This is a genomic window from Amycolatopsis sp. NPDC049159, from assembly GCF_040648295.1.
GTDB lineage: Bacteria > Actinomycetota > Actinomycetes > Mycobacteriales > Pseudonocardiaceae > Amycolatopsis > Amycolatopsis pretoriensis_A.
The window spans coordinates 29,308-55,762 of sequence record NZ_JBEZDL010000032.1 but is presented as its reverse complement, the minus strand read 5'-3'; the positions used below and the strand labels follow the sequence as shown (position 1 = coordinate 55,762).

Sequence of the window (26,455 nt, the reverse complement as noted above, 5' to 3'; positions counted from 1 at the left end):
GAATCGAGCCCCGGGCGGGTAGCAGGCCGTTCCTCACGCAGCCCCGTACCGACCGAATCGAGCCCCGGGCGGATAGCAGGCCGTTCCTCACGCAGCCCCGTACCGACCGAATCGAGCCCCGGGCGGATAGCAGGCCGTTCCTCACGCAGCCGCGTGCCGGCCGGATCGAACCCCGGGCGGATAGCAGGCCGTTCCCCGCGCAGCCCCGCGCCGGGTGGGTTGAGCCGCGGGCGGGCGGCCGCCCGATCTTCACCCAGACCTGCGGTGCCGACCTGGTCGAGCCGCGATCCGGCGGCGGGTCGAGCTGCACGTGACTGCGCTCCGGCTGGGTCGAGCGGGCGGGTGGTGGCCCGATCCTCGCGCAGCAGCCGGGGCGGCCAGGAGCACCGCGAGGCCGAGCGGGACATTCACCAAGAACACCGCACGCCACGACGCCGCCTGTGTGAGGAGTCCGCCCAGCAGTGATCCGGTCACCGCCGACAGGCCCATCACCGGGCCGATCGTGCCCAGGGCCTTCGCCAGCTCGTGGCCCTCGAAAGGGCGCGGATCAAGCCGATCGTCTGCGGGATCACCAGCGCCGCTGCCGCGCCCTGCACTGCCCGTGCGCCGATCAGCACGCTCGCGTCCGGGGCGATCGCGCACGCCAGCGACGCGAGCACGAAGCCCGCCACGCCGATCTTGAACACCTTGGCGCGCCCCAGGACGTCGCCGAGGCGGCCGCCCGTGATCAGGAACGCCGTGAACGGCAGCGTGTACGCCGCGCTGAACCACGGGATGTCGGCGGCCGGGCCCGGGAGCGCCGTGTGGATCCCGGGCCCGCGACCTGGACGATCGTGGCGTCGAGCAGGTTCATCGCCTCGGCGGTCAGCAGCACGGCGAGTGCGGCCCAGCGGTGACGCGTGGTGGTCGGCACGAGGTGTCCCCTTCGTTGGCCGCCACTCTGGATCGAACGCCGCCGTGCTCGACCGCGCGCTGCACGTCGACGGCCGGGCGCCGTTCACGAAGGTTGGTGACGTCCTCGGTGTCTCCACGCAGACCGTCGCGCGGCGCTACCGGCGGCTTCGCGCCGAACCGGAACTTCGCGTCGTCGGCTTGCCGGATCCGCAACGCCCCGGGCAAGCCGAGTGGATGGTCCGGCTGACCGCGACACCGCACGCCGCGCGGGACCTCGCCCGCGCGCCGCGCCGATACCGCGTGGATCAAGCTCATGTCCGGCGGTACCGAGATCTGCGTGAACGTCCAGACGCCCGCCGCGAGCGACCATTCCCTGCTGCTGCGGGACATCCCGCGCACGGCGAGCGTCACGGTCGTGTCGGCGCACCAGCTCCTGCACCGCTACTTCGATGGCCCGACCGCGTGGCTCGGCCGGGCGAACGCGCTCGACGCGGCGCTGACACCGCCGTCGCCGGGCGAAGGCAAGCCGCTGACCGGTGACGACGCCGCGTGCTGGCCGCGCTCCAGCGCGACGGGCGCGCGAGCCTCGCCGAGCTGGCCACGGCCACCGGCTGGTCGGCGGCGACCGTCGCCCGACGGCTGACCGATCTCCAGGCCGGGGGCACCGTGTTCTTCGACCTCGAGTTCGACCCCGCCCTGCTGGGCGCGACGACGCAGGCGCTGCTCTGGATGGGCGTCGCGCCGGCGCACCTCGACCACGTCGCGAAGACGCTGGCGACGCACCCGGAACTCGCCCTCGTCGCCGCGACGACCGGCCCGGCCAACCTGGTCGCGCTCGCCCTCTGCCCGGACGCGGCCGCGTTGCACCACTACCTGACCCACCGGCTGGGTGCGCTCGACGCGATCCGGACGCTGGAGACCGCGCCCGTGCTGCGGACGATCAAGGCCGCCGCGTCCCGCTGAAGTTCACTCCGGTTTCCGCGCCAGCACCCTCCCCTGCGGCACCCGCGCCGCCGGATCGCGCAGCACCTGCGTGACGACCTCGAACCCGGCGTCGGTCACCAGCCCGCAGACCCGCTCCACCGGCAGCCAGTAGATGTCGAGCGAAAACCCGTCGTGGCCGTAGCCGTCGCTGCGGTGGTGCCGCCGGTCGCCGACGTGGAAGCCCAGCTGCAGGTAGCCGCCCGGGCGCAGCACCCGGAACAGCTCGGCGCACACCGCAGGCAGCCGCGACGGCGGGGTGTGGATGATCGAATACCACGCCACCGCGCCGGCGAGACCGCCGTCCGGCAGGTCCAGCGCGAGCAGCGATCCCTCGGAAAACCGCAGGTCAGGGTGTTCACGACGGGCGACGGCGAGCATCTCCGGCGACAAGTCGACACCGACGGCGTCCAGGCCGGCTTCGGCCAGGAACGCCGTCACGCGACCCGTGCCGCAGCCGAGATCGGCGACCGGGCCGCCGCGGACGAGGTCGGCGAACGCCGTGAACAGCGCGCGGTCCTGGACGTCTTCGGCGAGCGGGGGCACGAAGCTGTCGTAACTCTCGGCCACGATCGCGTACGTGGCCCGGGTGGGGTCGAGGAACTGGTCGTCGGTCACGCTGCGGACCGTACCGGCGGGCACCGACATTTTCCGGCGACCGTCCTAAGTGGACTTCACCTCGGCGAGGTGGTCGAGCATGCTGCGGACGGCCTCGAACTCGCGGACCTCCTGGCGGCAGTCCTGGCACGCCGCCAGGTGCCGCTCCACGCGCGCCGCCTCGGCGGTCTCGAGCAACCCCAGGCTGTAGGCCCCGAGGTCGGTCCGGTCGTACCGGCCCATCGATCGCGTCTCCGTTTCCGCGTCCCGCGAAGGAACACCCGCACTACCGGACGTCTCCAGGGTCCTGGCCGGGACGCGCCATCGGCGAGGTTCCCTCGTTTTCCACCCGATCGGCGGACAACTACCGGCGGCGGACGGTCCGTGTGAGTGACAAAAGCGGTCACGGTACCCACCGGTCACGACACGGAAAGCATTTGTGCGCGGAACTTCGGCGATTCCGCGTCATGGGTCCCCGGCTGCGTCGTCCGACCTGCGTCGGACCGGGATTTTCCGGCTTCGACCTGAAGAAGCAGGGCGATCCGAAACGAGGAGAGCGATGACCGTACGGAGCCACCGGGCGGACGACGTCGTGGACGAGGTCGGGGTGTGGCTGGCCGGGGAGTTCGCGGGGCGGCTCCCCGCCTCGGAGATCGACCGCGTCGTCAAGGTGACGCGGGTCGACCTCGAAGGGAGCATCGCGCCGGAGGAGCTCGGGGAGATGCTCCACCGGCTGGGCCGCGCCCGGCTGCAGCGCATCCTGCAGTTCGCGCCGGCCGCACGGGTGCGGATCCCGCAAGCGCGGTGACGAGGAACGGCCGGGCACCGTCCCGGCCACTCCCGCGCTCGAACCCACGCACGGCCACGACCTCCGAAACCGCGTGATCCCGCGGTGAAGTACCGCCTCGCCGACCGGATCCGGGGCCACGTCCCGGCGGACGTTCGCGCAGACCCGTTGCCCGGATCGCCGGGTTTCTTGACTGGACTAGACCAATCTGCTCTAGTGACCGGTGTCACCCTCGTCTCGGCCGGATGAGCACAACCCCCTCCGACACCGGGCGCCCCCGCGTCCGGACTCCGTCGTGGCCGAAGGAGTGAGCCAGTCTTGAGAAGACGTCTTGTCGCGGTCCTGTCAGCATTCGCCGCCGCCGCCGCGCTCGTGCTCGGCGTGCCCGCCGCCACCGGCCAGGCCCCGCGGGCCGCGGCCGCCGCCTGCAGCGGGCCCAACTGGGTCGCGGGCCAGTGGTACGACGTGGGCGCGGTCGTCAAGTACACCAACGGCAGCTACTACCGCGCCAAGAACGCGAATCCGGGCTACGACCCGATCATCAGCACCTGGTACTGGGAGCCCTACAGCTGTGACGGTGGGGGCGGCACGACCTGCACCGCGCCCAACTGGGTCGCCGGCCAGTGGTACGACGTCGGCGCGGTCGTCAAGTACACCAACGGCGGCTACTACCGCGCCAAGAACGCCAACCCGGGCTACGACCCCGTCATCAGCACCTGGTACTGGGAACCGTACGACTGCGGCGGCGGCACGAACCCGGGCAACCCCGGCTCGTTCGTCGTCAGCGAGGCCCAGTTCAACCAGATCTTCCCCGGCCGCAACAGCTTCTACAGCTACAGCGGCCTGACCGCGGCCCTGTCGGCCTACCCCGGCTTCGCGAACACGGGCAGCGACACCGTGAAGAAGCAGGAAGCGGCCGCGTTCCTCGCGAACGTCAACCACGAGACCGGCGGCCTCGTCTACATCGTCGAGCAGAACACGGCCAACTACCCGCACTACTGCGACTACGGCCAGTCCTACGGCTGCCCCGCGGGCCAGGCGGCGTACTACGGGCGCGGCCCGATCCAGCTGAGCTGGAACTTCAACTACAAGGCCGCGGGTGACGCGCTCGGCATCGACCTGCTCGGCAACCCCTGGCAGGTCGAGCAGAACTCGGCCGTCGCGTGGAAGACCGGGCTCTGGTACTGGAACACCCAGAGCGGCCCCGGCACGATGACCCCGCACAACGCGATGGTCAACGGCCGCGGCTTCGGCGAAACGATCCGCAGCATCAACGGCTCGATCGAGTGCAACGGCGGCAACCCCGCCCAGGTCGAGAGCCGGGTCTCGAAGTACCGCCAGATCGCTTCCGTCCTCGGCGTCGACCCCGGCGCGAACCTCTACTGCTGATCCGGGACGCGGACGGCTCGCTCGCTCAGCGGGCGAGCCGTTCGCCGATCAGCCGGATGACCGCCGCGGCGTGGTCGTTGAGGTAGAAGTGCCCGCCCGGGTACGCGTGCAGCTCGAACCCGCCGGACGTGCGCTCCGCCCACTGCCGCGCCTCGGCCTCGGTGACCTTCGGGTCGCGGTCGCCGATCAGGGCGACGACCGGGCAGCCCACGTCCGGGCCCGGGCGGTAGCGGTAGAGCTCCGCGGCCTTGTAGTCGCTGCGCAGCGCGGGCAGCACCATGCGGAGGATCTCGTCGTCCTCCAGCACCCGCGAATCGGTGCCGCTGAGCCGTTTGACCTCGGCCAGCAGTTCGTCGTCGGCCTTCTCGTGCACCCGCTCGTCGCGGAACGCCGAAGGCGCGCGCCGCCCGGAGACGAACAGCGCGAGCAGCCGCGTGCCGCGCTCCTCGAGCCGCCGCGCCACCTCGAACGCCAGGCTCGCGCCCATGCTGTGGCCGAAGAACGCGACCGGCCCGGTGAGCTCCGGCGCGAGCACGTCCACCAGCTGGTCGGCGAGCACGAACAGGTCGTCCACCGGCGGTTCGGCGTAGCGGTCCTGGCGGCCGGGGTACTGCACGGCCAGCACCTCCACCGACGGCGCCAGCGCGGCCGACACGGGGTGGAAGTAGCTCGCCGAGCCCCCGGCGTGCGGGAAGCACACCAGCCGCGCCGGCGCGGTCGGCGCCGGGTGGAAGCGCCGGATCCACTCCGCGGCCTCGAGGGAAATGCTCATGCTCGCCAATCTGGCAGGCGCCCCGCCCCGCGTCGACCCCTAACGGGCGGATTCTGGGGTCGGCGGGCCCCGGTGTGCGGACCGGGACCCGCCGGTTCTTCCCTCCCTCCTCAGGAGCGCCTCGGCGGGGACGTCACCCGGCCCGCCACAGGGCGGGGACGTTCGGGGGTTCCCAGCCCGGCTGGGCCGTGTGCCCCTGCAGGCACACGTATCCCCCGCCGCCGTAGGTGACCCGGGCACCCGCCGCGTAGGTGGTGCCCACCGCCCAGGAGGTGCCCCCGGGCGGCGTGGAGGTGGTCGGCCCGCTCGTCGGCGTCGTCGTGGACGTCGGCCGGGTCGGGGTGCCGGTCTGCGGCACGTTCAGCACGAAGTCGAACGCGGCCTCCTTCGCGGAGCCGTTGTCGCGCACGGTCATCAGCAGCCGCGCGTCGAAGATCGTGTCGGTGTTGTTGCGCGGCTCGTTGGGGAAGTAGAGCTGCGTGGTCAGGATCGGCCGGCCGGGGGCCTGCACCTTGACGTGGATGTGCCGCGTCCGGCCCGGGTAGAGGCCGGGCACGATCGTGGAGAGCGTGAACGCGCCCTGGGCGTTGGTGTACTGGTGGCCGCGGAACGTGTAGCCGGTGTTGTCGTAGGCGCCGTTGACGTCGGCCTGCCAGAAGTCCAGCAGCGCGCGGTTCACCGGCTGGCACGCGAGGCCGAAGACGTACCCGGTGACGGTGAGCCGGGTGCCCTGGGTGCCGGGCGTGACGAGGTTGGTCCGCTCGGGTGAGTTCGGCTTGAAGTAGGGGCCTTCGGTCTGCTCGATCGTCGGCTCGTCGCCGTCGTGGCACTCGGGGGTCAGCGCCGGGGCGGTGCCGGTGGCGACGGTGGTGCGGGCGAGCGCGGGGCCGCCGATCAGCGCGACCGGCGCGGCGACACCCGCCGCGAGCGCGGCCTTGAGCACCGTCTTGCGGCTGAGCTTGTTCTCTTCGTCCATGCCTTGCTCCTCGTGGGGGCGTCGGGGGATCCCCTCGAACGTAGGCAGCGCACCGGGCGGGCGACGATGGACTGGACCGGTCAGTCGTGGTGAATCTCCCCGACGCGGCGGAAGTCGCCGGGGCTGAGCCCGGTCTCGCGGCGGAAGAACCGGCAGAAGTAGGCCGGGTCGGCGAACCCGACGCGGCTCGCGACCTGGCGGACGGTCAGGTCCGTCCGGAGCAGGAACCGCTGGGCCTCCCGCGTCCGGGCCTCGCGCAGCAGCTGCGCGGCGGTGCGGCCGGTCGCCGCCTTCACCGCTTCGGTGAGGTGACCGGGGGTGACGCCGATGCGTTCGGCGTGCGCGGTCACCGACCACAGCCCGAGCTCGGTGCGGGCGGCGAGCCGGGCGAACTCCGCGGCCACCGCCCCGGCGGGCGCGGGCGGCGCTTCCGGCGTCCCCGGCAGCCGTCCCGCGCGCACGACGAGGACGTGCAGCAGCGCCCGCAGCACCGACTCGGCGTCGTCGCCACCGCGGCGGTATTCGTCCTCCAGATCGGCGATGAGCCGCGTGACGCCGGCGTTCGCGCGGGCGTCCAGCCCCAGCCACGGCCGTGCGCTGAGGCGTCGCAGCAGCTCGCGGTCGGCCGGGTAGTCGAGGAGGAAGTCGTCGGTGAACACGACGACGTGGCCGGTCAGGCCGCGGACGTCCGCCCACTGGTGCACCTGCCCCGGGGCGATGAAGCCGAGGTGCGGCGGCCGCAGCGGCCAGCGCGCCAGCTCGACGACGTGCGTCCCGGTGCCGCCGGTGACGTGGACGAGCTCGTGGAAGGTGTGCCGGTGCGGGAAATCCGCACGCGCCAGCGGCCCGATCGAATCGAACGTGCCGACGGCGATCGGCGGCGCGTTCGGGGCCGGCACCTCCAGCCGGTGCATCGGCAGTTCGCCGGCCCGCGGCGGCGGGCAGGGCGTCCCCGGCGGAACGGTGGTACCGCGCATGGCGGAAAAGTCTAGACCAATTACCGGGCGTTTCGTCCGGTTGTGCCCCGATGATCGCAATCCGAACGTCGTAGTCCGGACACGAAAACGGGGCCGGTCCACAGTGGACCGGCCCCGTTCACGGGTCTTGCTTACGCGCGGCTGCGACGCCGGTTCACCAGCAGCATCAGCGCGCCGCCGCCCAGCAGCAGGCCGCCCACGCCGAACGGAACCGCGGCGTCGACACCGGTGTTGGCCAGGTCGCCGCCACCGGACTGCGCGCCACCCGGGGTGGTGGTCGGCGCGGTGCTGGTGGCCGGGGCGCCCGCCTCGGTCCAGGTCGCGGCCGCCTTCGCGGTCACCTGGGTCTTCTCCGAGTCGGCGACGATCAGCGACTGCGCCGGCTTCTTGGCGTAGTTGTCGGCGACGAACAGGCGGCCGGTGTCCAGCTCGCCGGTGACCTTGAGCGAGAACGAGCCGTTGCCCGGCTTCGCCTCGGCCGGGACGTCGACGAACAGCTTGCTGCCGTCCTTGACGTCCGCGGTCTTCAGCTCCTTGCCGTCGGCGTCGGTGACCTTGACGCCCTCGGGCAGCTCGGTGGTGAGCGACGTGATGTCACCGGACGTGGCGACCTCGAACGGGCCGATCTTGGTGCCGGCCTTGCCCTCGGTCTTCGGCGACGCGATGTTCAGCGCCGGCTTCGGCTGCTCGCCGATGCCCTTGTTCTCGTCACCGGTCAGGTAGCTGTACAGCGACGCGACGTCGGCGTTGGCCTCGGCCGGGTTGTCCTCGGCCAGCGGCTTCGTGAGGTTCAGGTTCACGCCGTCGCTGAAGTGCCACACGGCGGCCTGCGTCGCGGCGATGGCCTCGCGCTCGGAGATGCCGTCGTTGACCTTGACGCCGGACTTCGCCAGCGCGCTGCCCAGCGCGTCGAGCGCGACACCCGGGTAGCCGTGGTGCAGCACCCAGTTGATCTTCGCGCTGTTCTTCTCGAAGGGCGAGTTCGCGGCGGGGTACTTGTTCCACGGGCGCTCGACCATGTCGACGTCGGTGCGCATGCCGACGGTGATCTGCACGCAGTAGAGCTTCAGCGTGCTGCCGTCGGTCAGCTTCAGCGAGAACAGCTTGGTGATGTAGTCACCACCGCCGTCGAGGTTCAGCCGGTAGCCGACGGTGCCGGCGTTTTCGCTGACCCGGCCGCGCGCCGCGCCGTCGTCCGCGAGGGCCGACGGGGCGCCGACCATGACCGCGGCGGCCGCGGCGAGAACCGCGATCCCGCCACGCACGAGAGTGGACCTGACCTGCATAAATCTCCTATCCGAGCCCGAACCACGACGTGGGGACCGCGCAGATGAGCAGCGTCGATCGCGGCGGTCACCGATTCGGGTGAGTGATCACCCGGTCAAGCGAATCCGGAGCTTACACAGACACCACAAGTGCTACGCAGGGTGCCCCCTCAAACACGAATGTGTCCGAATAGCCGCAGAAATCCTCTTGAAAAAGGCGCACGGCACTGTTCTTTCCGGACGGAGCGGCGTCGCCTCCGGCGAATCATCGCCGGGGCGCTGTCAAGCCGGTCTGCGCAACCCGGAAGCCATCCTCCCGATGACGGACGTGTACTCCGCCTTCAGCTGTGGTTTGTCCACATCGGACGCCTCGGCCAGCGCCATCCCGGCCGTGCCGAGCATGCCGAACACCAGCCGGGTCGTCGTCTCCAGCGGCTGCTCGTCGAAGTCGCCGCCGTCCACCAGCGCCTTGATCAGCTGCTCGACGAGGCCGTAGGCGAACTGCGCTTCGGCCGCCTGCCAGCGCACCCAGCCGAGGGCGATCGGCGCTTCCTGCCAGACGAGCCGGCCGTACACCGGGTCGCAGCAGCGGTCGAGGAACGCGTCGAGCGCCGCGAAGGCCGCCGCCCACGGGTCCGCAGCGCGGGCGGCCGCGCTCGCGGACAGTTCCATCGCCTCGGTTTCCAGCTGCTCGAACACGGCCTCGAAGAGCGCCGTCTTGTTCGCGAAGTGGTGGTAGATCGCGCCGCGCGTCGCCTGGATGTCGGCGGCGATGTCCTCCAGCGCGGTGCCGCTGAAGCCGTGCTCGCCGAACCGGCGGGTGGCCGCCACCAGCAGGGCGGCCCGGGTGGCCTCGGAGTACTGCTCCCGCCGGCTCTTGACGGTCGACATGCGCAGAGCATACGACATACACTGCGTATGTCACCGACACGGCGTAGGTCTCTCTGGGGGTTTGCTGATGACGAACACCGACGAGCTGCTGTTCAACCCGTTCGCACCGGGGTTCTTCGAAGACCCGTACGCGCAGTACCGGCTGCTGCGCGACGAGGACCCGGTGCAGAGCCACCCGCTGGGCTTCTGGTTCGTCTCGCGCTACGAAGACGTCTCGGCGCTGCTGCGCGCGGGGCTGTCGGTGGAGATCGAGAACCTGGCCGCGGGCCCGTTCCTCGACCAGCAGGCCGCGCTGACCCCGGACGCGAACCCCGGCGCGCTGAACCTGTCGATGCTCGACCGCGACCCGCCCGACCACACCCGCCTCCGGTCCCTGGTGACGAAGGTGTTCACCCGCCGGGCCGTCGCGGCGTTGGAACCGCAGATCGTCTCGCTCGTCGACGCCTCGTTGGACCGGATGGCGGAGAAGGGCACGTCGGACCTGGTCGAGGAACTGGCGTTCCCGCTGCCGTTCGCGGTGATCTCGACGATGCTCGGCATGCCGCCGACCGACCACGCGCGCATCCGCGAGCTGAGCGGAACCCTGGTGCGCTCGCTGGAGATCGTGGCGGACGAGGAAACGGCCCGGGCGATCGCGTCGGCGGACGCCGAGCTGTCGGCGATCACCCGTTCGGTGATCGAGTGGAAGCGCAACCACCCGGCGGACGACCTGCTGACGGCGTTGATCGCAGCGGAACACGACGGCCAGGTCCTGGACGGCGACGAGCTGGTGGCCCAGGTGGTGCTGCTGTACGTGGCGGGCCACGAGACGACGGTCAACCTGATCGCCAACGGGGTGAACGCGTTGCTGCGGAACCCGGATCAGCTGGCTTTGCTGCGCTCTCGGCCGGAGTTGGCGTCGAACGCGGTGGAGGAGTTCTTGCGGTACGACTCGCCGGTGCAGCAGACGCGGCGGATCACGACTTCGCCGTATTCGGTGGCGGGGAAGGAAATCCCGGCGGGGACATTTGTGCTGGCTTGCTTGGCCTCGGCTAACCGGGACGAACGGTTCTTCGGGCCGGACGCTGACGAGTTGCGGTTGGACCGCCCGGAGGCCCGCCACCAGGTTTCGTTCGGCGCGGGGCCCCACCACTGTCTGGGTGCGGCTTTGGCCCGGCTGGAAGGTCAGGTGGCGATCAGCCGCCTGGTGCAGCGGTTCCCGGACCTGGGGTTCGCGGGGCAGCTGGAGTGGAACGGGCGGATCAACCTGCGGGGGCCGGCGAAGTTCCCGGTGACCGTTCGAGGTTGAGCCTCACGCCGAAGTTCTTGCCCCGCGGCAGGAGGGTGGGTCCGAACCGGTCGGTGCACACCCCGCACACCCCGCCGAATCAGTTGTCGGCCCGATCGAGTGCGTCCGGATTATCGGGGTCGTCGAACCAATAGCCGTTCTCCCCGAGGTAGCGGAACTGGACGGCGGCGTCGGGGGCGACTTCGACGGTGGCGGTGCGGCGGCCGGTGGTGTGGGGTTGCAAGTGGTGCCGCCCGGGAGTCCAGCCGTTGAACGATCCCACGACGCTGACGCGACCCGGAGGCTCGTCGGTGGGCAAGTTGAAGACGAGGCGCTTCGCGCCGTTTCCGTCACGGCCTTGGCAAATCTTGATCACTCGGCGGAAGCCTCTCGGGATGTCCATTCGGAACAGTGCACTCGACGCTGAGCGCGTCCATGATGCCACTCGGACGCCGCGTATTTCACCCTCGCCGACGCGACCTTCACCCCATCGATGGGTCGCCGACACAACGCACAACGGCGGCTCGGGACGGCAAGCTGGCTGCCGGAGCACCCGGCTGTGCGGGGTGAGTACGGGCGCGCCGGGTAGCCCGATCGAGTGGGCGCTGCCGACCGGCGTTCCGGACGTCACGGTGGACGGGGTCGCGCGTGCGGTGGAGTGAAAGCGCATTGGAGAACTGGCGAGTCTTGGCTGTGGCCGGCGCGGACCTCACGCGCTTGGCGGGTACCCGCCGGCGTCCAGGCTGGTCGGATCGACGGACAGCGCCAGCCAGTTCAGAGCTTCGGCGACGCTGCGGTGAACGGGCAGAACGTGCTGCAGCCCCAGCGCGGTGATCGGCCGCACCAGCGCTCGTGGTCGCCCGGCCACGGCGAACGGCACCTGAGCCACGGCCGCGTCGGCGGTGGCGTCGATCAAGATCGTCAGGATGCGTGCGGCGCAGAACTGGACCGCCGAGGTGTCGCAGACGAGCGCCGGTGGTTGGCGGCGTAGTTCCCCGGCCAGCAACGCGGAGAGCTGAGCGGTGACGGACAAGTCGAGCTCGCCCGCTGCGATGACCACGCTCGCTTCGCCGGTCCGGCCCACTGACAACGTCGCCGGCGGGCGGCGACGTGGATCCCGCGGCCGCGGCACGGACATCGACGGCATGACCATGGCCTCCTCACCTCTTGTGAGACCGCACTACCGCGCCACCCGGTTCAACCCCACCACCGGGTCGCCGGGCCGGCGATTTGCACCACAACATCGACGGTACCGCCGTCGAGCAGCCGCTGCAGCATCGCCGCGGTCTCTTCTCGTACAACGGAACACGACGACCGCGAATGCCTGCGGTCGCACCGTCGGAGCCAGTCGTCGCATTCCGCGGCAAACGTACTCAAATTTCTTTCCAGGGCCGTACTCCCCGCATGCAGGAGTAGCCGATCGTGTGGTTTCGGCGGCGAGGAGGTAACGAACCCACACGGTTGTCCGAGCACCCGAAAGAAATCTGTCCGCCGGAGGTCCTCCGGCACGGGGAATTGAGGGTGATCACCTGGCACCTGCCGCCGGCCGAACACACCGTCCCGGTCACGGCTCGTTTCGCCTTCCCCGACGTCACCCCGTTTCCTCGCCCAGTGGGGCTCACCGTAGCCGCGCTACCAGCGACAGCCATTTCTCCGCGTCGGCCCGGTCGGCGTGGATCGGCAGGATGCGGTCGAGGCGCAGGAGCTTGATCGGGCGGACCACGGCGCGCTGGTGGGCGATGACCGCGCAAGCGAGTCCGCGGGCGTCGGCGCTGGTGACGGTGTCGACCAGGACCGACAGGGCGCCGGCGGAGCAGAACCCCACGGCGGCGAGGTCGATGATGAGCGCGGCGGGGCGCAGCGTCAGTTCGTCGTCCAGCCTTTCCCGCAGTTGCGCCGTGTTCGACAGGTCGAGGTCGCCGATGACGGCGACGGTGGCCGCGTCGGCAGTCGTGGTTACGGCGAACCGGGTCTGGACGGAAAGTCCGAGTTCGAAGTGACTGCGGGGTCCGGCGGTGGAGGGCATGCGGTGGCCTCCTCGTCGACGCGGGAGGGCCGGGCATGCCGGGCCTCCCCGCAGTGCCGGGCCGGAAGAACCAAGCCGAAACCGCCGCGCCGGAATGGGCGCGGCGGTTTCGGCTTGGGGCGATCAGTCGCCCTTCCTTGTACACCAAGGGCGGCTCGGCAGGCGGACTCAGTTGTCCTGGCTGGTGCCGCCGTCGGTGACGCCGCCCGAGGCGCAGTTGTACGGCGACTCGCCGCTGGCCTCGGTCTCGCCCGGCGACAGGACCGGCACGCCGATCCCGTCCAGCGAGTCGCGGACCGGCACCTGGACGCCGAGCACGTTGACGTCGTTGCCGCAGAAGCCGACCGTGCCGTTGACGTTGTGCAGCACGTCGGTGTTGTTCAGGTTGACCACGCCGACCTGACCGGTGTAGTCGTAGCCGTGGTGGTGCCCGTCCTCGTCCGGCGTTCCGGCGGCCGCGATCCCGCCGGTCACGAATGCGCCGGCCGCCATGGCGGCCGCGATGAAACCGATCTTCTTCAGCATGGGTGACTCCCTCGATTGATGGTGAGACTGCGGCGACGGCAATGAAGGTGTGTTCCGCCTCGGTGGGGAGAACGTACTGATGCCGTGCTATTCATTCCAGCCGGTTTCGCCGATCGTGTGGGGTGCGCGAGCCCCTGACCGGGGTTCGCGTAACTCGAATGGGTACCTACCCGACGTCCGGAGATATTCACGCCAGGGCGTTCGGCGAATCGGCCGGCTGAATGGGCCGGCCGCCGGATATTCAGGCCAGGTGCGTCGGGAAATCCGGATCCCCATTACGCACTGTGGCTCGTCCCCGCTCGAACCCCTTTTCACTTCACGCGTTAGGGCTTGATTTTCGCGCGCCCACCGTGCCACTGCGTCACAAAACCCCTTTTCCGGTCCTTCGAACGAGAAACCCGTTGGCCGTTCCTACGCTGCGACGTGGGCACCCGCCCCTGTTGTCAGCCGGAACCCGTCCGCGGTACCCGGCTAGGGAGTCGTTCGTGATGGATTACGCAGTGCTCGTGGCGTCCGCGGTGTGTTACGCCGCGGGGATCGTCGCCCAGAGCGTCGCTGCCCACCGGGCCGAGCACCGGCCGGGCACCGGGCTGGGGTTGCTCGCCCGGCTGGCTGCCGACCGGCTGTACCTCCTCGGCTTCGCCGGGCAAGCCGGGGGCTTCGCATTGGCGTTCTTCGCGCGCGCGTCGTTGCCGCTGTACCTCGTCCAAACCGCGTCGTCCTCGGCGATCGGCCTGGCCACGGTGTTCGGGGTCGCGGTCCTGGGCTGGCGGATCCGCGCCGGAGAGGTCGCGACGCTGGTGCTGCTGGCGACCGGGCTCGTGGTGCTCGCGGGGTCGTCGGCGACCTCGGTGGCCGACGACCTCCGGCCCGCCGGCACCGCGACGCTCGCCGTCGTCGTGCTCGGGACCGGGCTGGCCATGATCCCGGCCGGCCGGACGGGCGCGTTCCTGCCGGCCGCGGTGCTGTCCGGAGTGGCGTTCGCCGTCGTCGCGGTCGCGAGCCGCTCGCTCGCCCACCTCGATCTCGTTGCCGTGCCGGGTAATCCGCTGACCTGGCTGATGCTGGCCGCGGCCGTGCTCGGCCAGGCGTCGATGGCCGTCGCGCTGCAGCGCGGGCCGGCGGCGGCCGTCGTGGCCACCGCGGATGCCACCACCCTCGTGCTGGCGTCGGTCACCGGCATCACCGTGCTCGGCGACCACGTCCTCGGCGGACACGGCCCCTGGGTCGCCTTCGGGCTCGCCGTGGTGGTGTGCGGTGTCCTCCTGCTCGGCGCGCAGTCGCGCACCGGCGCGAACCGGCTCGCCCGGGAGGCCGCGTGACCCCGCGGCCGCTCGCGAGCGTGTCGGTCGACCTCGACAACCTCTGGGCCTACCTGAAAACCCACGGCGACCCGAGCTGGCGGGACCACCCCAGCTTTCTCCCCGCCGCGGTCCCCCGGCTGCTGGAGATCTTCGGCGAGCACCGGCTCACGACGACGGTGTTCGCGGTGGGCGCCGACGTCGTCCGCGAGGACGGTGCCGAGGCGGTCGCCGGGATCGCCGCGGCGGGGCACGAGGTCGCCAACCACTCGTTCGGTCACGAACCCTGGCTGCACCGCTATTCCCGCGACCGGCTCGAGGACGAGCTGAGCCGGACCGAGGAAGCGATCGTCGCCGCCGGAGCGCCGCGGCCCCACGGCTTCCGCGGTCCTGGCTACAGCGTCACGCGCGACTTGATCGAGCTGCTCGCCGAACGGGGTTACGCCTACGACGCCAGCACCCTGCCGACGTGGATCGGTCCGCTGGCCCGCGCCTACCACAACCGCACCGCACCGCGCGGAGCCGCGAACGAGCTGTTCGGCGGCTTTTCCCGCGTAGCGGCACCGGTGCACGCCTACCGCTGGCGCACGTGCGACCGCAGCGCCCTCGTGGAGGTGCCGGTGACGACGATGCCCTTGCTGCGCACGCCGATCCACTGCTCCTACCTCGTGCAGCTGCACGAGTTTTCCCCGAGGGTGGCGCGCGGCTACTTCCGGGCGGCGCTGAGGTTGTGCCTCGCCCGGGGAGTCGCCCCTTCCCTGCTGGTGCACCCGACCGACGTCCTCGGTGGCGCCGAAGCGCCCGGCATGGAGTTCTTCCCCGGTATGGCGGCGTCGGCCGGCCGGAAAGCGGCGTGGCTGGGCTGGGTGCTTTCCGCGCTGCGCGAGCACTTCGACGTCGTCGGCACCGGCGAATACGTCCGCCGCGCGGACGTGCGGCGGACCCGTCCCGTCACGCGGCTGGACGACGGGCGGTGACCGCGTTCGCCGTAGTCGTCCCGGCCCGCACCGGGACGCGGGCGGTCACCCTGCTGCGGGTCCTCGCGTGCGCCACCGTCGGGCTGGCGCCGGTCGAGGGGTACCTCACGGCCGTGCAGGGCCAGCTCGGCAAGCTCGCACCCGCCCTGCTCACGGCGACCTGGCTCGCCGTGCGGGTCCGTGAGCGGCGCTTCCCCCCGCCGACGCCACTGCACGCGGTGCTCGCGTCGCTCGCCGTGGTGCTGGCGGCGACGGCGGCGCTGCACTCCAGCGGCCCGTTCACCGCGGAGTACACCGTGCGGTGGCTGCCGTTCCTGGTGGTCACGGCGGTGCTGGCCGACGTCGCGAGCCACGAGGTGCCGATCCGGTGGCTGCTGCTGGCCGCGGCCGCGGGCGCGACGGTCGCCGGTACGGGCGCCCTGTACAGCCTCGTCGTCGAGGGCCAGGCCCGCGCGAGCGGCCCGCAACCGGACCCGAACGACCTGGCCTACTTCCTCGTCGCCGCGCTTCCCCTGCTCGCGGCCCTGGATCGACGGCGCTGGAGCGTGCCCTTGGCCGCGACCGGAGTCGTCCTGGTCGTGGGCGCGGCGGCGACGTTCTCGCGCGGGGGTGCGCTGGGCCTGGCCGCCGCGGTCGGCTGGGTGCTGCTGCGCCGGGTGCTGCCGTGGCGGGTGCTGGCCGCCGCGACCGCGGCGGTCGTCGTGGTGGGTGCCGGCGTATTGCTGGTAGCCGGTCCGCACCTGGACCGCGCCGTGCGGGAGAAGACGTTCATCGCCGCGTCCAATGTGGACACACGGGAGCTGCGCTGGCAGGCGGCCGCCCGGATGGTGACCGCCCACCCGGTGCTCGGCGTCGGCCCCGGCGGGTTCCGCGAGCGGTACGCCGCGGAGTCGCACGACGCCGAAGTCGACGAACAGACACCGGTGGCGCACAACATGTACCTCGAGGTCGCCGCCGAGCTGGGCCTGCCGGGGTTCGCGTTGTTCGCCGCGGTGCCCGGCGTCGCCGCGGTCGCGAGCGAGCGGACGGTCCGGCGGGCCGGTTCCGGTCCGCGGCGGGCGGAAGCGGCCGCGATCCAGGCGGCGCTGCTCGCCGTGCTGGTGACCTCGACGTTCCTGTCCGAGCAGTACTACCTGCCGTTGTGGTCGCTGACCGCGCTGGCCGTCGCGGCCGAAACGCGGATTCGCCGAGAAGGAGGGGAAAGCGCCGATGCGGGTGCTGCACGTGATCAGTGAGATGGGGTCCGGCGGGGCGGAAACACTCGTGGCCGGGATGGCCGGCCGGGGCGAGGAGTACGGCTGGGTGTCCGCGGTCGCCAGTGCCGGGGGCTTCCGCGCCGACGCGCTGGCCGCGGCCGGCACGCAGGTGTTCCCCGTCCCGCTCGCCCGCCGCAGCGAGGCGGGGGTGCTGAAGGCGGCCTGGGCCACCCGCCGCGCGGTCGCGCGGTTCCGGCCCGACGTCGTGCTGGCCCACAACGTCGGCGCGAGCCTGGTGGCCCGGCTGGCCATCCTGCCCCGGCGGCGGCCCGTGCTGACCGTCTTCCACGGCGTCGCCGAGGACGACTACCCCGCTGCCGCCAGGGTCCTGCGCCACGTGTCCGACGGAGTCGTCGCCGTCTCCCCCGCCACCGCGGACCGGCTCGCCGAAGCGGGTGCGGACCGGCCGAGGGTCATCCGCAACGCCGTGTTCGCCCGGCCGCCGGTCTTCGGGCGCGCGGAGGTGCGCGCGTCCCTCGGTGTCCCGGAGCGGACGCCGGTCGCGCTCTGCCTCGCCCGGCTGGAGCCGCAGAAGCGCCACGACGTGCTGCTGGACGCCTGGGCCGCGGTCGAGTGCGACGCCGTGCTGTGGCTGGCGGGTGACGGCAGCCTGCGCGCGGACCTCGAGCGGCGCGCCGAGGCGCTGGGCCGCCGGGTCGAGTTCCTCGGCACCCGGGCGGACGTACCCGATCTGCTCGCGGCCGCGGACGTCACCGTCCTCACCAGCGACTGGGAGGGCCTGCCGCTGGCGGTGCTCGAGTCGATGGCGGCGGGCCGGCCGGTGGTCGCCACCGACGTCGGCGGGGTCGCCGAGGTCCTCGCGGACGGCGGCGGGCTCCTGGTGCCCCCCGCCGATCCGGCGGCGACGGCCGAAGCGCTGAACACGCTGCTGTCCGACCGGGCCAGGCGGGACCGCGCGGGCGCCGACGGGCGCCGCGCCGTCGAGCGGGAGTACGACGCGCACACGCTGATGAAGTCCTACGACGAACTGCTCCGAGGTGCCCGGTGAAGGATCTCTTGACGCGCTTCCCGCGCACCGTCCTGCTGAGCGTCGCGGTGGCGCTGCTGGCCGGGGCGATCGTGCTCGTCGCCGGCCTCACGCGCGGCGCCGAGTACCAGGGCCGGGTCAGCCTGCTCGCCGGGCCCGTCGCCACCCCGGAAGCGGCGCCGCAGTACGGCGAAGTCGTGTCACTCGCCCTGCCCGCGCTCGTCGAGCTGGCCCGCAGCCCGTCGGTGCTGCAGGCGGCGGCTCCGGTGTCCGGCTACGGTCCCGGCGAACTCGGCGAGCACGTGTCCGTGGAGCTGGTGCCGGCGTCCGGCCTCGCCCGCCTTTCGGTGCGGGCGCCGTCGGCCGGGCAGGCGGGCGCGGCAGCGGCGGCGCTGGGCCAAGCGGTGATCAAGGCGGACCTGCTCGCCCCGGCCGGCAAGCTGCGGACGCTGGATCCGCGGCCCGAGGTGATCGCGGTGGCCCCGGACGCGCCCCTGGTGACCGGGCTGGCCTTGGTCGCCGCGGTCGCCGCGGGGCTGGCGACGGCGGCGGTCCGCCGGCTTTCCCCGGCCGGCGGACCACGCTCGCTGCGCCGGGCGCTGGCCGCGGCGGGCATCCGGCGCCCGGTGGCGGTGCTGCCCGAGGGCGATCCGGCGACCGCCGACCGGCTCGCCGTCCTGTGCCGCGCGGCCGGCCGCCCCGTTCGCGTGCTGCCGGTGAGCCCGCACCTCGCGGAGGTCGCGGCGAAGCTGGGAGCCGGTCTGCCGGACGGGCAAAGCGGAACCGGCACGTCGGTGGTCGCGGTGGCGGCCGGCGGACGCGGCCACGACGAGCTGACCGCTGTCACCGGGGTGCTGCCGGGCGACGCCGTGCTCGTGGCGGTGGTGCTGGCATGAGCCCGAAACAGCGGGCCGTGCTCCTCGTCGCGGCCGTCGCCGGGGTGCTGGGTGCGTGGCACGCGCTCGCGCCCTCGTGGCGGGTGCCGCTGCCGACGCCGGCCGACCTGGCGGAGGAAAGGCTGCAGGACTTCCGCGACGCCCTGTACTTCCCGATCCGGGAGTTCCTCGGCGGCGGCAACCCCTACGATCCCGCCGCGATGTTCGCGCACTGGCCGGTGCGCCAGGACTTCAACCTCTACCAGCCCTACCACCTCCTGCTGCACGCGCCGTTCGCCGTGGCGGGGTACCGGGCCGGCGCGGTCGCGTTCTCGGTGTTCTCGTTGCTGCTGCTGGTCGCGCTCGGGGCGCTGGCCGCGCACGCGGTCCGGCGGCACGTCCCGGTGCCGTTCGCGGTCACCGCGGTCGTGGTTTCCGCGCTCCTGGTGACGAGCCAGGTGGGGAAGGCGCAGCTCTACGTCGGCCAGGTCAACCCGCTGATCGCCCTCGGCGCCGCGGGGGCCCTGCTGGCGAGGCGGGACCGGCCGGGGTGGGCGGCGGTGGCGCTCGCGCTGGCGTGGCTGAAGCCGCAATACGGCTTCCCGCTGGCCGTCCTGCTGTTCGCCCGTGGCTCGCACCGGGTGGCGGTGCGGGGCACCGCGATCGCGGCGGCGGCCAGTCTTCCGGTCGTGCTGCTCCTGGTGGTGCGCGGTGGCGGGATCGGCTCGTTCCTCGACGTCGTGACCGCGAACCTCACCCACGCGCGGGCGACCGACTACGGCGCGGTGGATTCGCCGACGGCGCAACGGATCGACGTCGCCGCGGTGCTGTTCCGCGTCACCGGCTGGGCGCCTTCCGGGATCGAGCTGGTGGTTTTGGCCGCGGTGCTGGTCGTGAGCGTGCTGCTGGTCCGGCGCCTGGACCGGGTCTCGGCGGGGCCGGTCGCCGACCTGCTGACGTGCCTGGCCGTGGTGGTCTGCGTGGTGCACCAGCCCGGCGACGTGCTGATCGCCGTGCCCGCGATGGCGGCGACGGCCGCGCTGGGGTGGCGTCACCGCGCCGAGCCGGGCTGGGGCGCCGCGGCCGCGGCGGTCCTCGCGCTGGCCGTCCCCTTCGCGCATCTGTACACAGTGGACACCGCGGTGGTCTCGGTGTTCGGGGCCCGGGCGGCGGTCACGGTGGACGGTCTCGCCGTGGTCCTCGCGTGGGGCTTGGCGGTGTTCGCCGCGGTCCGGCTGACTCCGGCGCGGACCGCCGAACCCGTGGTGGCCGGATGACCGACACGCTCGGGAGCCGCGCGGTCCGCGGTTCCCTGTGGCTCGGCGTGGTCAACCTCGTCAGCAAGAGCAGCCAGATGCTGGTCACGCTGGTGCTGGCGGCCCTGCTGACCGAGGGGCAGCTCGGGGCCGTGGCGCTGGCGGTGGCGGTGGTCAACCTCGGCCAGGTGGTGCAGTCGATCGGCGTCTACGACCTGATCGGCCGCACCGAGCGGGACCCGCGCCGGGTGGCGGGCACCCTGCTGACGTCGAGCGTGGGCGCATCCCTGTTTCTGACCGCGGCCCTGGTGGCCGTCGCCGGTCCCCTCACCGCGCTGCTCGGCACCCCGGAGGCGGCCGGCTTGGTCCGCTTGGCCGCGCTCGGCTTGCCGTTCTCGGCGGCGGGCGGTGTGCAGCTGGGCCTGATGCACCGGGAGCTCGACTTCCGGCGCCGGATCGTGCCCGACGCCGGCGGCGCGGTGCTGGGCGCCGCGCTGACCGTGGTGCTCGCGGTGGGCGGGGCCGGGCCGGTGTCGCTGGTGCTCGGCCTGCTCTGCACCGCGGTTGCCCAGCCGCTGCTGGGATCGCTCGTCCGCGGCGGGGTGCGCCCGTGCTGGGACACCGGCGCGGCCGGGGAGGCGCTGCGGTGGATCGCGGTGGTCGGCCCGGCCGCGGTCGTGGCCGCCCTGCTGGTCAACCTCGACTACCTCGCGGTGGGACACGTGCTCGGGCCGGCCGCGGTCGGCGTCTATTCGCTGGCTTACCGGCTGGCCTGGGTGCCGTACATCATGGTGGCGGTCGTGCTCGGCGCGGTCGCCTTCCCGGTGTTCGCGCGGTTGCGGCGCGAGGGCCGGGCACTGGACGAGGCCGTCGCCCGGTTCACGGGGGCGGTGCTCGTCGTGACCGGTGGCCTGTACCTCGCGCTGGCGCTGCTCGCCGACCGCGTCGTGCTCCTGGGTGCCCGGTGGGCGGACGCGGCGGGCCCGCTCGTGCTGTTGTCGGGCTACGGCGCGGGGATCTGCCTGCTGCAGATCTGGTACCAGGCGCTGAAGGCCACCGGGCACGTCCGGCGGTACCTCGTGCTGGAGACGACGCACCTGGTCCTGCTCGGGCTGGGGCTGGTCTCGCTGACCAGTGCGGGGATCGGGGCCGTCGCCGCGGTGCAGCTCGGCGCGGCGTGGCTGGTCGTGCCGTTCGCGTGGCGGCTGCTGGCCGGGATCGGCGTGGCGCCCCCGGCGGCGAAGCTGGCCGGGATGGTGGTTCGCGTCCTGCTCGCGTGTGCCGCCGCGGCCGTGCCCACCGTGACGCTGGCCCACGCCGGGTGGTTCGGGACCGCGGATTCCCTGCCGGGCGGGATCGCCGAGGCCCTGCTCCTCATGGCGACCTACGCCGGCGCGACCCTGCTGCTGCAGCGACCCGCCCTCGCCGAACTGCGCCGAGGTGGCCACGGATGAGAGTCGTGCACGTTTCCCAGCCGGTGGCGGCGGGCGTCGCCGTCGTCGTGCTGGAACTCGCGGTGGCCCAGCGAAACCGGGGCTGGTCGGTGACCGTCGTGTGCCCGCCGTCGGGCTGGCTGGCCCGCCGTGCCCGCGAACTCGGCGTCCCTGTCCGCGCCTGGACGGCGACCCGTTCCCCCGGTGTGCGTTCCGTCGCCGAAACGCTGCGGCTGCACCGGCTCCTGTCCGAGCTGGACCCGGATGTCGTGCACCTGCACAGTTCGAAAGCCGGGCTGGCCGGCCGGCTGGCCGTGCGCGGCGGCCGGGCGACGGTCTTCCAGCCACACTTGTGGTCCTTCGAGACCGCCCGCGGGCCGCTGCGCCGCGCGACCGCGGCGTGGGAGCGGTTCGCCTCGCGCTGGACCGATCTCGTCGTGTGCGTGAGCGACGACGAACTCGTCGCCGGCCGGGCCGCCGGCGTGCGGGCGAGAGCCGAGGTGGTCTGCAACGGCGTCGACACCGTGCGGTTCTCCCCCGGTGATCGCGGCTCGGCCCGCCGTCGGCTCGGCCTGCCCGAGCACGCCCCGATCGCCGTCTGCCTCGGCCGGCTGGCCGAGCTCAAGGGCCAGGACCAGCTGCTGTCGGCCTGGCCCGCGGTGCTGCGGCGGGTGCCGGGCGCCCGGCTCGTGCTCGCCGGCGACGGGCCGATGGGTGCCGTGTGGCGGGAGCGGCACCCCTTGGCGGGCCACGAATCCGTGCTCTGGCCGGGGCACACCGACGACCCGGTGGCGTGGTACACCGCCGCGGACGTCGTGGTCCTCCCGTCCCGCGCCGAGGGCATGGCCCTCGTCCCGCTGGAGGCCATGGCGTGCGCCCGGCCGGTGGTCGCGTTCGACGTCGGCGGCGTCCTCCAGAGCGTCTCCGCCGCCGGCGCGGTGCTGCCGCCCGGCGACCTCGCCGGCCTCGCGGACGCCGTCTCGGCCCGCCTCGCCGATCCGGAGCTGGCCACCTTGGAGGGGAAACGCGGCCGCCGGCGCGCGGAGCTGTCCTTCGACCGCGGCCACATGACCGCGCGGATCGCCGCCCTCGTCGACGACCTCAACCGCAGGGAGCACGTCTCATGACCCGGATCGCCTACTTGCTCACCCAGGATCGGGGCGGCCCGGTCGACGTCACCGTCCGGTTGGCAGCCGCACTCGCAGCCCGTGACCTCGACGTGCGGATCTTCGGTCCCACGCCCGCTCGCGGCGCCGAATCGGTCCGGGGACTGCACGACGAGCTGCGGGTGGCCGGCAAACATGACCTCACGGCGGCGGCGCGCGCCCGGGCCGCGATCCGCGGGTGGCAGCCCGACGTCGTGCACGCGCAGGACCGGCGCGCCGGCCTGGTGATCGCGGGCTTGCGTGCGGGCCGCGACCCGCGGCCCGCACTGGTCCAGACCTACCACGGAGTGCCGGACGACGTGACCGAGCCGTGGTTCCGCGGCGAGCGCCCCGCCGCCGGTCCGGCCGCCTACACCAGGACCGTCCTCGCGGCCGACGCCGTGGTCGCCCGGCTCCTCGACCGCACGGTCGTGCCCGCCGAAGCGATGGGCCGTTTCCTGCACCGCCGCTTGAAGCTGCCCGTGGCGCGGCTGACGCACATCGACAACTGCGTCGACCCGGCCGAGCCGGACCCGCCGCGCGGACCGGTGCGGCACCTCGTTTTCGTCGGGCTGCTGGTGGACCGCAAGGGCATCCTCGATCTGCTGGCCGCGCTGGCCCTGCCCGGTGTGTTGCCGCCGGACGCCCGGCTCACCGTGGTCGGCGACGGGCCTCAGCGCGCCGACGCGGAACGAGCGGCGCAGACGTCCCCGCTCACCGGTCGTGTCACCTTCCTCGGGTTCCGGCCGGATGCGCCCGCGCTGCTGGCCGGGGCCGACGCGCTGGTGCTGCCCTCTTCGATGGAGCAACAGCCGTTGGTCGTGGCCGAAGCGATGGCGGCGGGCAAGCCCGTGGTGGCCACCGCGACCGGCGGCGTGGCCGACATGCTCGACGTCGCCGGTGTCCCGTCCTTCCTCGCCCCGCCCGGTGACGTACCCGCGCTCGCCGACCGGCTCCGGACCCTGTTCGCCGAACCGGATCCCGGCCGGATCGGGCGGCTCCTGGCCGCGCGCGCCGACGCGCGCTACCGGCCGGAAGCCTGCGCGCGAAGGCATCTGGCCCTGTACGAAGAGCTGGCCGGGGCTAGGGTTTCGCCGGCTGGACGAGCACGACTGCGTCCGCGGCTTCGAGCGTGATCGGCGTGGGTGTCGGAGAAGGCGACGTCGGAGGCGTAGCCGGTGGCGGGCTCGGGGGCGGGGAGCCGGGCTCGACGAGCCCCTCGGGGGGAGTCACCGTCTGCGTCGCCGCGGTCGTGTTCACCGCGACCCAGCCGTGGCTGAACGTCCGCGTCCAGACCCCGTTCGGCAGGCGGCCCGCGGCGTCCACCGCCTCCCCGAGGCCGCTGTCCTGCAGGGTCGACCACTCGGGTTCGCGGTAGTCGTCCGTTGTCGCCCGGGTCCAGCAGGTCCGGGGGCCGGCGAGCAACGCCGCGCTCGCGTACCCGGCCCGCTCCTCCCGGGCGTTCCGTGTCCGCGTCACCAGCAGCAGCAACGACTCGCCCAGCGCCGCCTGGGCACGCAGCTCCTGGAACTCGTTGCCGCGGAACGTCAGGAGACCGCCGGTGCCGCCGTCTTCGCGGAAGCCGAAGTTCTCTTCCATGGCGCCGCCGAAGCGGGAGTGCGCGGTCCACCGGCCCGGGACCAGGTGCGTCTCGGACACGTTGGGCACCAGCAGCTTGCCCGCTTTCACGAAGGCGTCGCCGGTGAGGGAGAGGAACGCGTCGAGCCCGTCGCGGAGCTTCCGGTCGGTCTCCGCGACGTTCGCGGTTCCGGCGAGGACCGCGGACGAGTAGTGGCTCAAGGAGTTGAAGTCGTTGTCCGCCAGGACCCCGTCCCAGCCTTCGCGGATCGTCTCCGCGACGACGGCGTCGGTCCAGGCCTGCTGGTAGTCCGGGTTCCACACGGTCATCTGCCAGTGCTTCGGGTAACCCTGCCACTCGATGCGGCGGCCGTTGCGGTCCGTGGCGAACCAGTCGGGATGGTCCTGCTGCGCGGCGACGTAGCCGATCCCGCTGGGCAGGAAGGCCGCGTCACGGCCACCGTCGACGGCGCCCGGGTAGTTGCGGGTGCTGGAAAGATCCTTGTACACCAGCACCTTCACCTGCGGGTTGAGCTGGTGCAGCCGGCGCATCGCCGCGCCCTGGTCGGCGTTGAGCACGACGAACCGGTACCGCTTGGCGGCCAGCTCGATCTGGCCGGCCGTGGGCGGCCGGCCGATCCCGTACCACCACGCGCACGGAGCCGACGGCGTCGGCGGCGGGACCGACACCCCCTGCGCCGAACTCGTCACGCACCCGGAAAGGCAGCCGGCGACCAGCACGAGCAGACCGGTCCAGACCCGGATGCGGTTCCGGCGCATCAGCGTTGCCTTCGGCACAGCAGTTCTCCCACGGTGAGGATGATGATCTTCACGTCCAGCCAGAGCGACCAGTTCGCGATGTAGTAGTTGTCGTAGCGCGCCCGATCAGCGATCGAGGTGTCGCCGCGAAGGCCGTGCACCTGAGCCAGCCCGGTCAGCCCGGTCGGAACGCGGTGCCGCGCCCAGTACAGGTCGTGCACGGCGGAAAACTCGTGCACGAACACCGGCCGTTCCGGCCGCGGCCCGACCAGCGACATGTCACCACGCACGACGTTCCACAGCTGCGGGAGCTCGTCCAGCGACGTCTTGCGCAGGAACCGGCCGACCGGCCCCACCCGGCTGTCCCCGGCGACCGACCAGCGAACCTGCGAATCGTCCACACCGGACGGTCGCACACTGCGCAGCTTGTAGAGCAGGAAGGTGCGGCCGTCCATCCCCACCCGCACCTGGCGGAAGAAGACCGGGAAGCCGCTTTCCAGCAGGACGGCGAGCGCGCACCCGGCGATGACCGGCATGAGCACGACGAGCGCGGCCGCGGCCAGCGCCGTCTCCACGAAGCGCTTGACCCACCAGCTGGGCCGCCGGGTCGGCACACCGCCCAGCCACACCAGCGGATAGCTGCGGAGCCGGTCGACTCCGGGTCCGTCCGGGCAGAGCTCGAACAGGTGCGGCAGCACCAAGGTGACGCAGCCGGCCCGGTGGGCGCTGATCGCGGCGGCGACGACGGCGCTGTCCCGGTCGTCGCCGGGGGCCAGGATCACCGTCCCCGCGCGCAACCGGGTGATGGCTTCGGTGAGGTCGTCTCCGATCGTCTCGATCGGCAGGCCGGCCGGTGCGGGATCACCGGCCGGCACGGCCACGCCGACCGGCAGCAGGCCGAACTCGGGGTGTTCGAGCATGGTCCGGACCAGCTCACCGGCGAGGTGCCCGGACCCCACGACGACGGCCCGGTCGCACCGCCGCAACCGGCGACGCCCCCACCTGCCGAGCGCGAAGACCAGCGGACGGACGCTTTCGCCGAGGACAGCGGAGAACAGGACGACCTCCTGCATCTCCGCCGTGCGGTTTCCGTCCATCCCGGCCACGATCCCCACGCCCGTGACGAGCGCGAACGCGAGGGCGGCGGTGGTGACGGAGCGCGGGAGGTCCTGCAGCCAGGAAAGCCAGAGACGGCGGCGGTGCACCCGCCCGCCCAACCGGGCACCGGCCAGCGCCGCAGCGGTCACCGCGGCACCGGCGGGTCCCGGGGCCGTCCGCACGACCGCGGTGGCCCAGGCGGCGCAGTCGAGCGCGAGGAGCAGCACGGCCACCGCGTTGACCCGGGCCAGCAACGGGCGGGAGCCCGCCGGGGTTCCCGACCGGAGATTCGGCCGCGGGCGGCGCGGAAAGGGCAGAGATCCGGTGACGACCGCGTCTCTCAGTTCGGTCATCGGTCTCGGCCTCTTCGGGGGCGATCGGTGGTGGTGGTCATTTCTTCCTTTTCTTCACGCGTCAGCCTTTCGAGGCGAAGCCGGTTCTA

General features: G+C 72.7%; 27 protein-coding genes and 2 pseudogenes. 15 read left to right on the top strand and 14 right to left on the bottom strand.

The window, feature by feature from the left end:
- Positions 1–249: 249 nt before the first annotated feature.
- Positions 250–728: pseudogene (locus AB0B33_RS41590) on the bottom strand (MFS transporter).
- A gap of 46 nt (positions 729–774) precedes the next feature.
- On the opposite strand from AB0B33_RS41590, the pseudogene AB0B33_RS41585 reads away from it, so the two are divergent.
- The 3 genes and pseudogenes from AB0B33_RS41585 to AB0B33_RS41575 all read left to right on the top strand — a co-directional run.
- Positions 775–1,053 (top strand): annotated as a pseudogene (locus AB0B33_RS41585) (AsnC family protein); the annotation flags it as partial.
- A gap of 154 nt (positions 1,054–1,207) precedes the next feature.
- A complete protein-coding gene (locus AB0B33_RS41580) occupies positions 1,208–1,537 on the top strand; it encodes a hypothetical protein (protein ID WP_360782305.1) in 330 nt (109 codons plus the stop codon).
- Positions 1,444–1,857 carry an Lrp/AsnC family transcriptional regulator gene (locus tag AB0B33_RS41575; protein ID WP_360782303.1) on the top strand — a complete coding sequence of 138 codons (414 nt, stop codon included), beginning with the start codon at positions 1,444–1,446 and terminating at the stop codon, positions 1,855–1,857. The genes AB0B33_RS41580 and AB0B33_RS41575 overlap by 94 nt, the downstream gene beginning before the upstream one ends.
- A gap of 3 nt (positions 1,858–1,860) precedes the next feature.
- Here the strand turns inward: AB0B33_RS41575 and AB0B33_RS41570 are convergent, their stop codons facing one another.
- Both AB0B33_RS41570 and AB0B33_RS41565 read right to left on the bottom strand, forming a co-directional pair.
- A complete protein-coding gene (locus tag AB0B33_RS41570) occupies positions 1,861–2,493 on the bottom strand; it encodes a methyltransferase domain-containing protein (protein ID WP_360782301.1) in 633 nt (210 codons plus the stop codon).
- A 45-nt stretch (positions 2,494–2,538) separates the two neighbouring features.
- Complete coding sequence (locus AB0B33_RS41565) at positions 2,539–2,715, bottom strand: zf-HC2 domain-containing protein (protein ID WP_247018569.1); 177 nt, start codon at positions 2,713–2,715, stop codon at positions 2,539–2,541.
- Positions 2,716–3,031: 316 nt separating this feature from the next.
- Between AB0B33_RS41565 and AB0B33_RS41560 the strand changes: the two genes are divergently transcribed.
- Together AB0B33_RS41560 and AB0B33_RS41555 are read left to right on the top strand one after the other, a co-directional pair.
- The gene (locus AB0B33_RS41560) at positions 3,032–3,280 is read left to right on the top strand and encodes a hypothetical protein (protein WP_247018567.1); all 249 of its coding nucleotides are present in this window, start codon (positions 3,032–3,034) and stop codon (positions 3,278–3,280) included.
- A 351-nt stretch (positions 3,281–3,631) separates the two neighbouring features.
- Positions 3,632–4,648, top strand: coding sequence for a chitinase (locus tag AB0B33_RS41555; RefSeq protein WP_360782361.1), 1,017 nt, complete (start codon positions 3,632–3,634; stop codon positions 4,646–4,648).
- Positions 4,649–4,673: 25 nt separating this feature from the next.
- On the opposite strand, the gene AB0B33_RS41550 is transcribed toward AB0B33_RS41555, so the two are convergent.
- The 5 genes from AB0B33_RS41550 to AB0B33_RS41530 form a co-directional block, all read right to left on the bottom strand.
- Positions 4,674–5,420 carry an alpha/beta fold hydrolase gene (locus tag AB0B33_RS41550; RefSeq protein WP_360782299.1) on the bottom strand — a complete coding sequence of 249 codons (747 nt, stop codon included), beginning with the start codon at positions 5,418–5,420 and terminating at the stop codon, positions 4,674–4,676.
- Between the two features lie 133 nt (positions 5,421–5,553).
- A complete protein-coding gene (locus AB0B33_RS41545) occupies positions 5,554–6,396 on the bottom strand; it encodes a carbohydrate-binding protein (RefSeq protein WP_247018563.1) in 843 nt (280 codons plus the stop codon).
- A gap of 80 nt (positions 6,397–6,476) precedes the next feature.
- Positions 6,477–7,373: an AraC family transcriptional regulator gene (locus AB0B33_RS41540; protein WP_247018560.1), complete on the bottom strand. Its 897-nt coding sequence runs from the start codon at positions 7,371–7,373 to the stop codon at positions 6,477–6,479.
- Between the two features lie 131 nt (positions 7,374–7,504).
- Positions 7,505–8,638, bottom strand: a complete 1,134-nt coding sequence (locus AB0B33_RS41535) for a thioester domain-containing protein (protein WP_360782296.1) — start codon at positions 8,636–8,638, stop codon at positions 7,505–7,507.
- Between the two features lie 282 nt (positions 8,639–8,920).
- The gene (locus tag AB0B33_RS41530) at positions 8,921–9,529 is read right to left on the bottom strand and encodes a TetR family transcriptional regulator (RefSeq protein WP_360782294.1); all 609 of its coding nucleotides are present in this window, start codon (positions 9,527–9,529) and stop codon (positions 8,921–8,923) included.
- A gap of 67 nt (positions 9,530–9,596) precedes the next feature.
- Between AB0B33_RS41530 and AB0B33_RS41525 the strand changes: the two genes are divergently transcribed.
- Positions 9,597–10,817, top strand: coding sequence for a cytochrome P450 (locus tag AB0B33_RS41525; RefSeq protein WP_360782292.1), 1,221 nt, complete (start codon positions 9,597–9,599; stop codon positions 10,815–10,817).
- 79 nt (positions 10,818–10,896) lie between these two features.
- On the opposite strand, the gene AB0B33_RS41520 is transcribed toward AB0B33_RS41525, so the two are convergent.
- From AB0B33_RS41520 to AB0B33_RS41505, 4 genes are all read right to left on the bottom strand, one after another.
- A complete protein-coding gene (locus tag AB0B33_RS41520) occupies positions 10,897–11,172 on the bottom strand; it encodes an isoamylase (protein ID WP_360782359.1) in 276 nt (91 codons plus the stop codon).
- 333 nt (positions 11,173–11,505) lie between these two features.
- The gene (locus AB0B33_RS41515; protein ID WP_360782290.1) at positions 11,506–11,943 is read right to left on the bottom strand and encodes an STAS domain-containing protein; all 438 of its coding nucleotides are present in this window, start codon (positions 11,941–11,943) and stop codon (positions 11,506–11,508) included.
- 471 nt (positions 11,944–12,414) lie between these two features.
- Positions 12,415–12,822, bottom strand: coding sequence for an STAS domain-containing protein (locus AB0B33_RS41510; protein WP_360782288.1), 408 nt, complete (start codon positions 12,820–12,822; stop codon positions 12,415–12,417).
- A gap of 168 nt (positions 12,823–12,990) precedes the next feature.
- Positions 12,991–13,347: a hypothetical protein gene (locus AB0B33_RS41505; protein ID WP_360782286.1), complete on the bottom strand. Its 357-nt coding sequence runs from the start codon at positions 13,345–13,347 to the stop codon at positions 12,991–12,993.
- A gap of 488 nt (positions 13,348–13,835) precedes the next feature.
- On the opposite strand from AB0B33_RS41505, the gene AB0B33_RS41500 reads away from it, so the two are divergent.
- The 9 genes from AB0B33_RS41500 to AB0B33_RS41460 are packed head-to-tail and all read left to right on the top strand — an operon-like array spanning position 13,836 to position 23,714.
- Positions 13,836–14,669 carry a hypothetical protein gene (locus AB0B33_RS41500; RefSeq protein ID WP_360782357.1) on the top strand — a complete coding sequence of 278 codons (834 nt, stop codon included), beginning with the start codon at positions 13,836–13,838 and terminating at the stop codon, positions 14,667–14,669.
- A complete protein-coding gene (locus tag AB0B33_RS41495; protein WP_360782285.1) occupies positions 14,666–15,625 on the top strand; it encodes a polysaccharide deacetylase family protein in 960 nt (319 codons plus the stop codon). Before AB0B33_RS41500 ends, AB0B33_RS41495 begins: the two co-directional genes overlap by 4 nt.
- Positions 15,622–16,860, top strand: a complete 1,239-nt coding sequence (locus AB0B33_RS41490) for an O-antigen ligase family protein (RefSeq protein WP_360782283.1) — start codon at positions 15,622–15,624, stop codon at positions 16,858–16,860. Before AB0B33_RS41495 ends, AB0B33_RS41490 begins: the two co-directional genes overlap by 4 nt.
- Positions 16,835–17,890, top strand: coding sequence for a glycosyltransferase (locus AB0B33_RS41485; RefSeq protein WP_360782282.1), 1,056 nt, complete (start codon positions 16,835–16,837; stop codon positions 17,888–17,890). Before AB0B33_RS41490 ends, AB0B33_RS41485 begins: the two co-directional genes overlap by 26 nt.
- Positions 17,887–18,765: a hypothetical protein gene (locus AB0B33_RS41480; protein ID WP_360782281.1), complete on the top strand. Its 879-nt coding sequence runs from the start codon at positions 17,887–17,889 to the stop codon at positions 18,763–18,765. Before AB0B33_RS41485 ends, AB0B33_RS41480 begins: the two co-directional genes overlap by 4 nt.
- A complete protein-coding gene (locus AB0B33_RS41475) occupies positions 18,762–20,021 on the top strand; it encodes a glycosyltransferase 87 family protein (RefSeq protein ID WP_360782279.1) in 1,260 nt (419 codons plus the stop codon). The genes AB0B33_RS41480 and AB0B33_RS41475 overlap by 4 nt, the downstream gene beginning before the upstream one ends.
- Positions 20,018–21,454, top strand: a complete 1,437-nt coding sequence (locus AB0B33_RS41470) for an oligosaccharide flippase family protein (protein ID WP_360782277.1) — start codon at positions 20,018–20,020, stop codon at positions 21,452–21,454. Before AB0B33_RS41475 ends, AB0B33_RS41470 begins: the two co-directional genes overlap by 4 nt.
- A complete protein-coding gene (locus AB0B33_RS41465; RefSeq protein WP_360782275.1) occupies positions 21,451–22,560 on the top strand; it encodes a glycosyltransferase in 1,110 nt (369 codons plus the stop codon). The genes AB0B33_RS41470 and AB0B33_RS41465 overlap by 4 nt, the downstream gene beginning before the upstream one ends.
- Entirely contained in the window at positions 22,557–23,714 is a 1,158-nt protein-coding gene (locus AB0B33_RS41460; protein WP_360782273.1) for a glycosyltransferase family 4 protein, read from the top strand. Before AB0B33_RS41465 ends, AB0B33_RS41460 begins: the two co-directional genes overlap by 4 nt.
- Here AB0B33_RS41460 and AB0B33_RS41455 read toward each other — a convergent pair.
- Together AB0B33_RS41455 and AB0B33_RS41450 are read right to left on the bottom strand one after the other, a co-directional pair.
- A complete protein-coding gene (locus AB0B33_RS41455; RefSeq protein ID WP_360782272.1) occupies positions 23,662–24,954 on the bottom strand; it encodes a putative glycoside hydrolase family 15 protein in 1,293 nt (430 codons plus the stop codon). The two genes, AB0B33_RS41460 and AB0B33_RS41455, sit on opposite strands and share 53 nt — an antisense overlap.
- Positions 24,936–26,366, bottom strand: coding sequence for an exopolysaccharide biosynthesis polyprenyl glycosylphosphotransferase (locus AB0B33_RS41450; protein ID WP_360782270.1), 1,431 nt, complete (start codon positions 26,364–26,366; stop codon positions 24,936–24,938). The genes AB0B33_RS41455 and AB0B33_RS41450 overlap by 19 nt, the downstream gene beginning before the upstream one ends.
- Between the last annotated feature and the right edge of the window lie 89 nt (positions 26,367–26,455).